This window comes from Xaviernesmea rhizosphaerae, assembly GCF_001938945.1.
Taxonomy (GTDB): Bacteria; Pseudomonadota; Alphaproteobacteria; order Rhizobiales; family Rhizobiaceae; genus Xaviernesmea; species Xaviernesmea rhizosphaerae.
Window position 1 is genome coordinate 108333 of the sequence record NZ_MKIO01000017.1, and the last position, 12366, is coordinate 120698.

The following is a 12366-nucleotide window of genomic DNA, read 5'->3' on the forward strand; positions in this document are numbered from 1 at the left end:
GGACTTCAGAAGGAAGAAATTTAGCGTTCCATCGCAGGCGCGATGGGGACACAAAGCATCGGCATGTCATGATATCCGTGCGGCAACGTTGCCGACGTCTGTCGCGCTGCCTTTAAAGGATAATCTTCACGGCGGAAATCGGGCGGCGACGAATTTTTGTCTGTCCCGAGGCGATGGTCTTGATCGGACTTGCTGCGGACTTTCGCAGCGCATCGTCCGGACGATGGCCCGCACCCGTCTTCCGCTGCTTCAAAAGGCCGGCGGCTTCGTCAGGTCGAGGACAAGGCGACGGCCGGCTGCAGCCGCGAGGCGTTGCGGGCGGGAAGGTAGCCGAAGACGAGACCGGTCAGGAAGGCGCTGCCGAAGGCGAGCACCACCGGGCCGGGCGCGAAGCTGACCGGCACGCCCAAGGCCTGGGCCACGCCGCCGATCGACAGGCCGAGCGCGATGCCGATCACGCCGCCAAGCGCCGAGACCACCAGCGCCTCGACGATGAACTGGGTGAGGATGTCGCGCGCACGCGCCCCGGTTGCCATGCGGATGCCGATTTCGCGGGTGCGTTCGGTCACGCTCACCAGCATGATGTTCATCACCCCGATGCCGCCGACGATGAGCGAGATGGCGGCGATCGAGCCCAGGAAGATCTTCAGGACGTTGGAGGTCTCGGTGAAGGTCTCGCGGATCGCCGCCATATTGGTGATCTGCGTGTCCTGGCGTTTGTGGCGCGCGTCGAGCAGCGCCTGGATCTGGTCCTGGGTGACGTTGATGGCGCTGTCATCCTGCACCTGAACGGTGATGGAGCGGACATTGCGCGCGCCGAACAGGCGCAGATTTCCCGTCGACAGCGGCACCAGAACCGCGTCGTCCTGGTCCTGCCCGCCGGCAGTCGCGCCCTTGCGGGCCATGATGCCGATCACCTGGAAGGGAATGTTCTTGATCAGGATATATTGGCCGAGCGCCTGTTCACCCTCTGGAAACAGCGTGTCGGCCACTGTCTGTCCGATCACGGCCACGGGGGCATAGCTGGTCATGTCGGCGGCGCTCAGGAAGGTGCCGGTGCCGACCTCCCAGGATTTGGCGGCGGGAAATTGCGGCACCGTGCCATTGACCGTCGTCTGCGTGTCGCGGTTGCCGGCGCGCACCGTCATGGTGCTCGACATTTCCGGCACGGCGAAGGCGACATTCGGCAGCTCCAGGATCGCATCCGCATCCGAAGGGATCAGCGAGACGATGCTGCCGCCTTCGCCGCCGCGAAAATTGGCCATGTTCGGCCGGACGATCAGAAGATCCGACCCCATGGCGGCGATGCGGCTCAAGACCGATTGCTGCGCGCCATTGCCGATCGCCAGCATCGCCACGACGGAGGCGACGCCGATGACGATGCCGAGCAGCGTCAGCACGGTACGGAAGAGATTGGCCCTGAGCGCCCGCATCGACATGCGCATGGCCTCGAGGACATCGGCCGCGACGGCGGCCGAGGCTTGCGCCGGTGCCAGAGCCTGCGGCGTGGTCTGACGGGCCTTCGGCAGGGGCCGCAGGCGCCGGTCGGCGACGATCTGCCCGTCGCGGATCTCGATCACCCGGTCGGCGGATTCGGCCAGCTCCGGCGCATGGGTGATGATGATGATGGTGTGGCCCTCGGCATGCATCTGCCGCAGCGTGGCCAGAACGTCGCGGCCGCTCTTGCTGTCGAGCGCACCCGTCGGTTCGTCGGCCAGGATGATCTGGCCGCCATTCATCAGCGCGCGGGCGATCGACACACGCTGCTGCTGCCCGCCGGAGAGCTGATTCGGCAGATGGTCGAGCCGGTCGCCAAGGCCGAGCCGCTCCAGCAGGGCCTCCGCCCGGTCGCGCCGCTCCTCGGCCGGCATGCCGGCATAGATCGCGGGGATCTCGACATTCTCCTCGGCGCTCGCCGTCGGCACGAGATTGTAGGACTGGAACACGAAGCCGAACATGCGCCGGCGCCGCTCGGCCAGCTCGTCCGGCGAGAAATCGGAGACATCCTCGCCATCCAGCAGATATTGCCCTGAGGTCGGCCGGTCGAGACAGCCGAGAATGGTCATCAGCGTCGATTTGCCCGAGCCCGACTGGCCGATGATGGCGACGAAATCGCCTTCCTCGATATCGAGCGAGACATCCTTCAGCGCATGGACAGGGACTTCGCCTGACGTGAAGGTCTTGCGGATGGATTTCAGCGAGATCAGCAGAGCCATGACGCGTCTCCCGCAATCAGAAGGGCGGCGGCGGCATGCCGCGCCGGCCGCCATTGCCGCGCGCCGAGGCGGGGGAGGCCCCGCCCGTGCCGGTGCCCACCACCACGGTTTCGCCTTCCGCAAGCCCGCTCTTGATCTCCGCAACCACGCGGTTGCGCACGCCGACCGTGACCTCGCGCATCTCGCGGCTGCCATCGGGCTTGACGACTGTCACCCTAGCCTCGCCGCCATCGGGCTTTCCTTTCAGCGCGGCGACCGGCACGGTCAGCACGTTCTCGACATGATCGCGCACGAAGAAGACCTGCGCCGTCATGTTCATCATCAGCCTTCCTTCCGGATTGGGCACGTCGAACAGGGCGTAATAGAGAATGACGTTGTTTTCGGTCTGCGGCGTCGGCTTGATCTGCCGCAGCCTGCCTTCATAGCGCTTGCCCGGCTGGCCGAGCAGGGTGAAATAGGCCTCCATCCCCGGGGTCAGCTTGCCGATATCGGCCTCGGACACCTCCGCCTCCACCGTCATGGTCGAGAGGTCGGCGACCGTGGCGATCGTCGGGGTCGACTGGTTGGCGTTCAGCGTCTGGCCTTCCTTGGCGGCGATGTCCACGACCGTGCCGGAGAGCGGCGAAAAGATCTTGGTGTGGCCCAGGCTGATGCGGGCATCCTTCAGCGAGGCCTGCTGCTTGCGCGTCTGCGCCTCCAGCGCCGCCACATTCGCTTCTGCCGTGGCCAGCGCCGCCACCGCCTCGTCCAGTGCCGAGCGGGCGGCGGTGTTGCCGGCCACCAGCGTCTGCTGCCGGGCGAGATTGGCCTTGGCCAGAACCACCTGCGCGCGCTTGTCCAGCATCTGCGCCGCCAGATTGGCGATCTCGGCCTCGGCGATCTCGATCTGGGTCTCGATCGAGGCCGAATCGATCTCGGCCACGAGGTCGCCCTCCTTCACCTGATCGCCGATCTCGACCCGCACGCTCTTCAGCTGGCCGGAAACCTGCGCGCCGACATCGACATCGCGGATCGGGGTCAGAAGCCCCGTCGCCGTAACGCTGTTTTCGATATCGCCGCGCGCGACCGCCTGGGTGACCACGGCCTCCGTTTTTTCCAGGGAACGGTAGCGCTGCAGACCATACGCCCCGCCCACCCCGATCAGGGCCAGGATCACCAGTCCCGCGATCAGTCGCCCCGGCCGCCGCCGCTGCCGGGCAGGGCGCCTGCCGGTGCTTGGGCGCGCCGCTTCCTGTGCCGGCGGCTCCGGCTGGTTCTCGACGATCTTGGGGTAGGCCTCTGCCATGTACTCACGCATCCTCCGGGGATGGACCGGCGCGCGACATGCACGATATCCCCGGACGCATATGGGGAGTCCTTCACGGCGAAGGCAGGGCGCCAGCATGAATTCTTCGTAAGCTTTCGAGAAACGCGGCCGTCAGCCGCGCCCGATCCGTAAAAACTGCCCGTATAAAAACTGCCCGTATCAGTAAAGATGCAGGGGCGCGTGAGGCCTGCACCGGGAGGGCTTACAACAGCTCCCAGGCGATCACGATCAAGGTGATCGCGATGACCCAGAGCGCCACGCGGCCGGAGCGGGCGTGACGGGCTTCGGCCCGGCCGATGGCCTCGGCGGTTTCGGGGTCGAAGCGCAGGCCCTTTTCCGCCATGGCGGTGATGTCGCGCGAGAGGCGCTCGGTCTTCAGCGCGATCTCGGGCGCGGCTTCGGCCACGCGGATGGCCGCATGCAGCCCGTCGCGCAGATCCGCCATGACGCGCTTCGGGCCGAGATTGGTGCGGATCCAGTCGCCCACCACCGGTTCGGCCGCCTTCCACATGTTGAAGCGCGGATCGAGCGTGCGGGCCACGCCCTCGACCACGACCATGGTCTTCTGCAGCATCACCAGCTCCGGCCGGGTCTCCATGTCGAAGAGCTCGGTGACCTCGAAGAGCAGCGTCAAGAGCTTGGCCATGGAGATAGTTTCGGCCGGCTGTCCGTGGATCGGCTCGCCGATGGCACGGATCGCCTGGGCGAAGCTCGCCATATCGTGATGGGCCGGAACATAGCCTGCTTCGAAATGCACATCGGCCACGCGCAGATAGTCGCGGGTGATGAAGCCGAAGAGGATCTCGGCCAGGAAGCGGCGCTCCTTCTTGCCCAGCCGGCCGACAATGCCGAAATCGACGGCGACGATGGTGCCGTCGGCCTCCACCAAGAGATTGCCCTGGTGCATGTCGGCATGGAAGAAGCCGTCGCGCAGCGTATGGCGCAGGAAGGACTGGATCAGCGTGGTGGCCAGCCGTTCGAGATCGTGACCGGCGGCTTTCAGCGCCGCCACATCGGCCATGCGCGTGCCCTCGATCCATTCCATGGTGACGACATCGCGCCCTGTGCGCTCCCAATCGACCGCCGGCACGCGAAAGCCCGGATCGTCCTTCGTGTTCTCGGCGATTTCGGAGAGCGCGGCGGCTTCCAGGCGCAGGTCCATCTCCACCTTGGTGGTCTGTTCCAGCGTCTTCGTCACCTCGACGGGGCGCAGGCGGCGCATATGCGGCAGGAAGCGCTCCTGCATCCGCGCCACCAGATACATGGCCTCGAGATCCCGGGTGAAGCGCTGGCGGATGCCGGGGCGGATCACCTTGATCGCCACCTTGGCCAGCGCATCGCCCTTGCGCACCAGGCCGGGATGGACCTGGGCCATGGAGGCGGCGGCGATCGGTTCGCCGAAATTCTCGAACAGCTCCGTGACGCTGCGCCCGAGCGAGGCCTCTACCGCCTGATGGGCCTCGGCCGGGGAGAAGGTGCTCATCCGGTCCTGAAGGAAGGCGAGATCGGCGGCAAGCTCGGCGCCGACGACATCCGGCCTTGTGGCCAGGAACTGGCCGATCTTGACATAGGACGGCCCCAGCCGCGCCACCGCGCGCGACAGGCGCTGGCTGCGCTCCTCGTTCTGCGCATGGCGGCGCTCAAACAGCTTGGCCGCGGATTGGGCAAGCCGCGCGGCCGGCGGCAGGTTCTCGCTGGGAATGGCGCTGATCACGCCCTCGCGCAGGAGAACCCAGCCGATGCGGATCAGGCGGGCATAGGTCGCGGGCGTGCTCATGCCAAGCCCTTCTGGGTCAAGAGGCCCTTCTGCGTCAAGAGGGCCTTCCGGGCAAAGCGGGACAGCATCCGGCGGGCCGGGCGGACAGCATCAGGCAGGCGCGCGCCGCAGGCGCTGGAAATCCGCATCAGATCTTCCAGGCCGAATGCAGGGCCGCGATGCCGCCGGTATAATTGGTGAAGCTCACCCGCGAGAAGCCGGCCTTCTCGATCATGGTGGCGAAGTCGCGCTGGTTGGGGAACTTGCGGATCGATTCCACCAGATACTGATAGGGCTCGCCATCGCCCGTGACCATCTTGCCGAAGCGCGGAATGGCGTTGAACGACCATGCGTCATAGATCTTTTCGAGGAAGGGCTGGTCGACGGCGGAAAATTCCAGCACCAGCAGCCGCCCGCCGCGCTTGAGCACGCGATAGGCCTCCTTCAGCGCCACATCGATATGCGGCACGTTGCGGATGCCGAAGGCGATCGTATAGGCATCGAAGGAATTCGGCTCGAAAGGCAGCTCCTCGGCATTGGCCTCGACGAAATCGAGATGATCGGCAAGCCCCGCCTTCTTCGCCCGCTCGGTGCCGACGGCCAGCATGGAGCCGTTGATGTCGAGCACGGTGGCGTGCGCCTGTCGGCCGGAGGCTTCCACGATGCGCATGGCGATATCGCCGGTGCCGCCGGCAACGTCGAGCGTGCGGTAATCCGTCCGCTTGGCCGGGTTCAGGGCGGCGATCATCGCATCCTTCCAGGCGCGGTGCAGGCCGAGCGACATCACGTCGTTCATGATGTCGTAGCGCTTGGCGACGCGGTGGAACACGTCGTTGACGAGCACCTGCTTTTCGCTCTCGCCGACCTGGCGGAAGCCATAGGAGGTTTCCATGCCGCCTTCGGCCGAAACGCGCTCACGTGTCATGCGTCACCTCGCTCTTCATTCTTCCTGTGCCTTCGGGCGGCCGTTCGGCCGATCCTATAGCGAAAGCCCTCCGGGCACGCTATCTCAGGCGCATGGCCGCACTTAGGTCTTTTCCCCTCGGTTCTTCAAGCCCGGTTTTGCGCGCGGTGCTGACGACACCGCGGCAAAGCGCCGCTGCGACGGCTTTTGCGGCGCGCCGGCATGGGGAGAAATCCAGCGGATGGACAAAGTGCCGACCCGTCGCGCCTTCTGCGGTCGCGGGCGTTGGAAAGGAAAGAACTATGCCGGAATTGCCTGAGGTCGAGACGGTCAGGCGCGGGCTGGCGCCGGCCATGGAAGGGGCTGTCATCGCGCGCGCCGAGCTGCGCCGGCCGGATCTGCGCTTTCCCTTGCCCGAAGGCTTTGCCGCGCGGGTGGAGGGCCGGCGCATTCTCGGCCTCAAGCGCCGGGCGAAATATCTGGTGATCGACCTCTCGGACGGCGCGGCGATCCTCGCCCATCTGGGCATGTCCGGCTCCTTCCGGGTGGAGGAGCCGGCGGCGCTCGCCGATGCGCTGCCGGGCGAGACGGGCGATACTCCCGGTCTCTTCTATCTCCCGCGCGGCAAGGATGCCCGCCACGACCATGTCGTCTTCCACCTGGAGCGCGAGGGCCGCATCCTGCAGGTGGTCTATAATGACCCCCGGCGATTCGGTTTCATGGATCTGGCCGAGGGCACGGCGCTGGATGCGCATCCCTTTTTCCGCGGCCTCGGCGAGGAGCCGACCGGCAACGGCCTGAGCCCCGACTATCTCGCGGCCCGTTTCAAAGGCAAGGGCCAGCCGGTCAAGGCGACGCTGCTCGACCAGCGCGTCATTGCCGGCCTCGGCAATATCTATGTCTGCGAGGCGCTCTGGCGCGCAGGCATTGCTCCGACCACGGCGGCCGGTGCGCTCGTGCGCGGCGATGGCGCACCGGGCGCGCGGCTCGTGGCGCTCAACACGGCCATCCACCAGGTGATCGCCGAGGCGATCGAGGCCGGCGGCTCGTCCCTGCGCGACCATATCCGCACGGACGGAACGCTCGGCTATTTCCAGCATCGCTTCTCCGTCTATGATCGCGAAGGCGAGGCCTGCCCGCGTCCGGCCTGCACGGGAACCGTGGCCCGCATCGCCCAGGGCGGGCGCTCTACCTTCTTCTGCCCGGTTTGCCAGACCTAAGCATCGGCCCGAAAAGTGGGCACCGGTTTTCGGGTCAGCCGATGTGGATGTGTCAAGCATCGGCCCGAAAAGTGGGCACCGGTTTTCGGGTCAGCCGATGCGGATGTGTCAAGCATCGGCCCGAAAAGTGGTATCAGGTTTTCGGGTCAGCCGATGCGGGTGGGTCAAGCATCGGCCCGAAAACCGGCGTCGCGTTTCCAGGTGTTGCAGGGCCTGCAAACCGGCCTTCTCAGGGCTTTGCGTGACGATTTCTGTGCAGAATCGGCGTTGACTGGCTCGCGCTTTCCCGTTATATGCCCGCCCACGGTTGGGAAAGTCGCTTCAAGGCTTTCCGTTGCTGTCTCCTTCCTGCACCGACGACACCGGAAGTCGGCCTTGTTGGGCCAGGGGGAGGCTTTCGCGAGAATTCTTGAAAGAGAGACACCATATGGCCAATACAACTTCGGCGAAGAAGGCGACCCGCAAGATCGCTCGCCGCACCGAGATCAACAAGTCCCGTCGTTCGCGCGTTCGTTCCTTCGTCCGCAAGGTCGAGGAAGCAATCGCTTCCGGCGATCAGACGGCTGCCGCCGAAGCCCTGCGCGCCGCTCAGCCCGAGCTGATGCGCGCCGCCACCAAGGGCGTTCTGCATGCCAACACCGCCTCGCGCAAGATTTCGCGCCTGGCCCATCGCGTCAAGACCCTGTCGGCCTGATAGCAGGTTTCGCGATTGACCTTTTGAAAGCCCGGCCTCGTGCCGGGCTTTTTGTTTTTGGCCTTTCCGCAGGCCGCAAACAGCTATGGCGTCCAGCGATTACGTCAATGGCATGACGGAAATTTCCGAGAAAAAACAGCTTGTTAAGCTTCGGTTGACAGGTGTGGCAAGAGAGTCTCGGGCGCTTTCCGCATAAGCTGTGAGTCAAGCGATTTTTTTATTTTTTCGTTTTTCGCCAGCTAACAGATGCGCTACAAAACAAAGCCCTTGATTCGTTTGCGATTCTTTTTCGCCCGGGTCCCGGCATGCAAAAGGCCGTTGAAGAGTCAACGTCCGTCCTTTCTCTCGGCCAAAAAATGCCGATTGATCTCCCGTCACGATCCTGCCTAAATGGGTCCGTCGGCAGCGCTCCAGAGCGTGGCCGGGCGGCGGCTGATAAAGGGCATGCTTCATCATGAGTGCGTCCGTCACCCGCATCGTGAGCGGCGCTGTACTGCGCTGTTTCAGCAAAAATCGGCATGGAAAGGGCAGCGTGCCCAGCGCGGCGCGCGGCTTTTCTGTGCCTTCAGGTTGTATCCTTGTGTCAGGCCGGTCCGGAAGGAGTGGTGGGGCACAAGACCGGAACCTGGTTCATCGGGCCGATCCAAAATCGGCGCGGCGCTCCAGGTGCGATGATCCGGATGACGGTGATGATGCGTCGGGGTCTGCGGCATGTCGGCAAGGCGGCGAGGGCCTTTGTCGACGGGATGTGCTTCAGATCCAGGCGCGCGCCATCCTCTGGAATTGGCTGCAGGATTTTCCAAATGCCGGCTTCGGTCTTAAGGGAAAATTATGCAGGATGATTAAGAAGTCGCGCCCTGCCGCAACGGCATGGGGGCAGGACGAAGAGGGCAGGTTTCGCGCGGCGCAAGTGCCGCAAGAGCAGACCCCAGGGGCAAGTGAAGGGCAGGGGAAGTAAGGGGGCTGGCGCGGGATGTATGAGGGATCCGCAGCCAGCATCCTGGGTGCCCGGTATCAGGCCGTTTCGGCCGACCGGATCGGGACCCGACAGGGGGCGTTTGCAGATCCGGCCTGTCCGGATGGCAGGCGGCCTTTGGAGAACGATAACAAAAGGAGCTTGCGCGGCGCTGTCCTTGAAAAAGGGCTTTGGCCGCAAGGGCGGGACTCATCGATGCCGCATGTCACGCGGCATCCGGAAATGATCATGGAAGGCGGCAGCATGCTGGGTAATTCGCGGACTTCGCAGAAGGCATTCAACGACAAGGAGAGTGCATTTCCTCTCGGAGCCAATAAGAACGACAAGGCGGGGAACGAAGCGGCCATGACCATCAACAGCGCGCTGTTCGACCGTGTCAGCGCGCTTCTGAAGACCCAGGTCGGCCCTGAGGTCTATGCGAGCTGGTTCGGCCGCCTGAAGCTGCATTCGATGTCGAAGAGCGTCGTGCGGCTGTCCGTGCCCACCACCTTCCTCAAGTCCTGGATCAACAATCGCTATCTCGATCTGATCACCAGCCTGTTTCAGCAGGAAGATCCCGATATCCTGAAGGTCGAGATCCTGGTGCGCAGCGCCACCCGGGGCGCGCGTCCCGGCATCGAGACCGACGCCGCAGCACCGGGCCTGCCGCTCCAGGGCGAAGCCCAGCCGGCGCCGGCCCAGCCGCGCCGCGCCACCTCCCAGCCCGCCAGCCTCGGCCAGCATGCCAGCGCCATCCTTCCCGGCTCCGCCGCTCAAATCCCCCCGCGCCCCGCGCCGGCCGGCAGCCCGTCTGGCCCGCTCTTCGGCTCGCCGCTCGACACGCGCTACACCTTTGACAGCTTCGTCGAGGGCTCGTCCAACCGCGTGGCGCTGGCGGCTGCCCGCACCATTGCCGATGCCGGCGCCAGCGCCGTGCGGTTCAATCCGCTCTTCGTGCATTCGACGGTCGGTCTGGGAAAGACCCATCTTCTCCAGGCCATCGCCAATGCGGCGATCAGCGGGCCGCGCCATTCCCGCGTGGTCTATCTCACGGCCGAATATTTCATGTGGCGCTTCGCCACCGCGATCCGCGACAATGACGCGCTGTCGCTGAAGGAGACGCTGCGCAACATCGATCTGCTGATCATCGACGACATGCAGTTCCTGCAGGGCAAGTCGATCCAGCACGAATTCTGCCATCTGCTCAACATGCTGCTCGACAGCGCCAAGCAGGTGGTGGTCGCTGCCGACCGCGCGCCCTGGGAGCTGGAATCGCTCGATCCGCGGGTGCGCTCGCGCCTGCAGGGCGGCGTGGCGATCGAGATGGAAGGCCCTGACTTCGACATGCGCATGGAGATCCTCACGCGCCGTCTCGAGGTCGCCCGCCAGGAAGATCCCTCGCTCGACATCGCGCCGGAGATCCTCACCCATGTCGCCCGCAGCATCACCGCCAGCGGCCGCGAGCTGGAAGGCGCCTTCAACCAGCTCCTGTTCCGCCGCTCCTTTGAGCCGAACCTGTCGATCGAGCGGGTGGACGAGCTGCTCGGCCATCTCGTCAATGCCGGCGAGCCCAGGCGCGTGCGCATCGAGGACATCCAGCGCGTGGTGGCCAAGCATTATAACGTCTCGCGCCAGGAGCTGGTGTCGAACCGGCGCACCCGCGTCATCGTCAAGCCGCGCCAGATCGCCATGTATCTGGCCAAGGCGCTGACGCCGCGCTCCTTCCCTGAGATCGGCCGCCGCTTCGGCGGGCGCGATCACACCACGGTGCTGCATGCCGTGCGCAAGATCGAGGAACTGATCGCCGGCGATTCCAAGCTGAGCCACGAGATCGAGCTCTTGAAGCGGCTGATCAACGAATAGGCACGAACGCGCGAAGCGAAACGGGCGGGCTGTCCGCAAGGATGAACCCGCCCGCATCATCTCAAGACTTGCCCTTGGCGATCAGGTGATAGAGCGCCCGGATCGCCTGGGCCTCGCCGCCCTGCGGCCCATGCGGGCGATTGGTGGCGGACCAGCCGTAAATGTCGAAATGGGCCCATTCATTTGCCTGTTCGACGAAGCGCTTGAGGAAGAGGGCGGCGGTGATCGATCCGGCCATGCCGCCGGAGGGCGCATTGGTCAGGTCGGCGATGCGGGCGGTCACGTCTTTCTCGTAGCCCTTGAACAGCGGCATGCGCCAGAGCGGATCGGCAGTGGCGAGCGACGCCGCCGTCAGCGCCTCGGCCAGCGGATTGCTGTCCGTATAGAAGGGGGCGATGTCAGGCCCCAGCGCCACGCGCGCCGCCCCGGTCAGCGTCGCCATGTCGATGAGGAGATCGGCCTTTTCCTCATCGGCATAGGCGAGCGCATCGGCGAGGATGAGCCGGCCCTCGGCATCGGTATTGTCGATCTGGACCGTCAGCCCCTTGCGGCTCCTGTAAATGTCGCCCGGGCGGAAAGCGGCGGCCGAGATCGCATTTTCCACCACCGGCACCAGCACGCGCAGCTCCACCTTGAGCTTGGCGTTCATGATCATCGCCGCCAGCGCCATCACATGGGCCGCCCCGCCCATATCCTTCTTCATCAGCGCCATGGATGCGGCCGGCTTGATGTCCAGCCCGCCGGTGTCGAAGGTCACGCCCTTGCCGACAAGCGTAATTTTGCGCTTGCCTTTGCCCCAGCGCATTTCCAGAAGCCGCGGTGCCTCGGCCGCCGCGCGGCCCACCGCATGGATCAGCGGGAAATTGCGCTCCAGCAGCGCATCGCCGGCGATCACCTGCACCTCGGCGCCCTCATGCGCGGCCAGCGCGCGGAAGGCGGCCTCGAGTGCTGCCGGGCCCATGTCGTTGGCGGGCGTATTGATCAGGTCGCGCGCCAGATAGGTGCCGGCCACCAGCCGGCGGATCTCGGCGGCATCGATGTCGCGCGGCAGGGTCAGCGTCGGTTCCGGCGCCTGGGCCGTCTTGTAGCGCTCGAAGCGATAGGCCCCGAGGCCGAAGCCGAGCGCCAGTTGCCCATGATCGATCGGCGCGGTCTCGATGTGCCAGTGGCCGCCGGGCAGGAGCCTGGCGAGCTTGCCGGTGAGGAAGGGTGTGTCGGCGATCGTCGCGCCCAGACCGAACAGCGCGCCGCCGAGCCTTCCATCGGCCGTCGGTACCAGAAGCAGCGCCCCGGCCTCGGCCTTGAACCCGGCCTTGCGCGCCCAGTCGAGCGCGACCGGATCGATCGATCCTGCCTCCACCTGCTGCGGCGTCACGGCGAAGACCGGCAGGCTCTTCAGGTCTGCGGCATGGAAGGGGGAGGGGCGGTCGATCAGGGAGAAGGGCAGCATCG

Annotated in this window: 9 protein-coding genes; 3 read left to right on the forward strand and 6 right to left on the reverse strand. The window is 65.5% G+C overall.

Going from position 1 to position 12366, the window contains the following annotated elements; genetic code table 11:
• Positions 1-269: 269 nt before the first annotated feature.
• The 4 genes from BJF92_RS01425 to ubiE all read right to left on the reverse strand — a co-directional run bounded on the left by BJF92_RS01425 (position 270) and on the right by ubiE (position 6203).
• Positions 270-2216, reverse strand: coding sequence for a MacB family efflux pump subunit (locus BJF92_RS01425; RefSeq protein ID WP_075632979.1), 1947 nt, complete (start codon positions 2214-2216; stop codon positions 270-272).
• 16 nt (positions 2217-2232) lie between these two features.
• On the reverse strand, positions 2233-3501 hold the full coding sequence (gene macA, locus BJF92_RS01430) for a macrolide transporter subunit MacA (protein ID WP_075632980.1): 1269 nt from the start codon (positions 3499-3501) through the stop codon (positions 2233-2235).
• A 223-nt stretch (positions 3502-3724) separates the two neighbouring features.
• Complete coding sequence (gene ubiB, locus BJF92_RS01435; protein WP_075632981.1) at positions 3725-5299, reverse strand: 2-polyprenylphenol 6-hydroxylase; 1575 nt, start codon at positions 5297-5299, stop codon at positions 3725-3727.
• Between the two features lie 127 nt (positions 5300-5426).
• A complete protein-coding gene (gene ubiE, locus BJF92_RS01440; RefSeq protein ID WP_075632982.1) occupies positions 5427-6203 on the reverse strand; it encodes a bifunctional demethylmenaquinone methyltransferase/2-methoxy-6-polyprenyl-1,4-benzoquinol methylase UbiE in 777 nt (258 codons plus the stop codon).
• 281 nt (positions 6204-6484) lie between these two features.
• Between ubiE and mutM the strand changes: the two genes are divergently transcribed.
• Together mutM and rpsT are read left to right on the forward strand one after the other, a co-directional pair.
• The gene (gene mutM, locus BJF92_RS01445; RefSeq protein WP_075632983.1) at positions 6485-7402 is read left to right on the forward strand and encodes a bifunctional DNA-formamidopyrimidine glycosylase/DNA-(apurinic or apyrimidinic site) lyase; all 918 of its coding nucleotides are present in this window, start codon (positions 6485-6487) and stop codon (positions 7400-7402) included.
• A 427-nt stretch (positions 7403-7829) separates the two neighbouring features.
• On the forward strand, positions 7830-8096 hold the full coding sequence (gene rpsT, locus BJF92_RS01450) for a 30S ribosomal protein S20 (protein WP_075632984.1): 267 nt from the start codon (positions 7830-7832) through the stop codon (positions 8094-8096).
• A gap of 204 nt (positions 8097-8300) precedes the next feature.
• Here the strand turns inward: rpsT and BJF92_RS24870 are convergent, their stop codons facing one another.
• Entirely contained in the window at positions 8301-8552 is a 252-nt protein-coding gene (locus BJF92_RS24870; protein WP_143523853.1) for a hypothetical protein, read from the reverse strand.
• Between the two features lie 865 nt (positions 8553-9417).
• On the opposite strand from BJF92_RS24870, the gene dnaA reads away from it, so the two are divergent.
• Positions 9418-10914 carry a chromosomal replication initiator protein DnaA gene (gene dnaA, locus BJF92_RS01455; protein WP_245294626.1) on the forward strand — a complete coding sequence of 499 codons (1497 nt, stop codon included), beginning with the start codon at positions 9418-9420 and terminating at the stop codon, positions 10912-10914.
• A 61-nt stretch (positions 10915-10975) separates the two neighbouring features.
• Here dnaA and BJF92_RS01460 read toward each other — a convergent pair whose 3' ends face one another.
• Positions 10976-12364, reverse strand: a complete 1389-nt coding sequence (locus tag BJF92_RS01460) for a leucyl aminopeptidase family protein (protein WP_075632986.1) — start codon at positions 12362-12364, stop codon at positions 10976-10978.
• Between the last annotated feature and the right edge of the window lie 2 nt (positions 12365-12366).

Excerpts from the sequence above, each read along its gene's own strand:
- rpsT (WP_075632984.1), top strand. The coding sequence starts at position 7,830 with ATGGCCAATACAACTTCGGCGAAGAAGGCGACCCGCAAGATCGCTCGC.
- BJF92_RS24870 (WP_143523853.1), bottom strand. The coding sequence starts at position 8,552 with ATGATGAAGCATGCCCTTTATCAGCCGCCGCCCGGCCACGCTCTGGAG.
- dnaA (WP_245294626.1), top strand. The coding sequence starts at position 9,418 with ATGACCATCAACAGCGCGCTGTTCGACCGTGTCAGCGCGCTTCTGAAG.
- BJF92_RS01425 (WP_075632979.1), bottom strand. The coding sequence starts at position 2,216 with ATGGCTCTGCTGATCTCGCTGAAATCCATCCGCAAGACCTTCACGTCA.
- ubiB (WP_075632981.1), bottom strand. The coding sequence starts at position 5,299 with ATGAGCACGCCCGCGACCTATGCCCGCCTGATCCGCATCGGCTGGGTT.
- ubiE (WP_075632982.1), bottom strand. The coding sequence starts at position 6,203 with ATGACACGTGAGCGCGTTTCGGCCGAAGGCGGCATGGAAACCTCCTAT.
- macA (WP_075632980.1), bottom strand. The coding sequence starts at position 3,501 with ATGGCAGAGGCCTACCCCAAGATCGTCGAGAACCAGCCGGAGCCGCCG.
- mutM (WP_075632983.1), top strand. The coding sequence starts at position 6,485 with ATGCCGGAATTGCCTGAGGTCGAGACGGTCAGGCGCGGGCTGGCGCCG.
- BJF92_RS01460 (WP_075632986.1), bottom strand. The coding sequence starts at position 12,364 with ATGCTGCCCTTCTCCCTGATCGACCGCCCCTCCCCCTTCCATGCCGCA.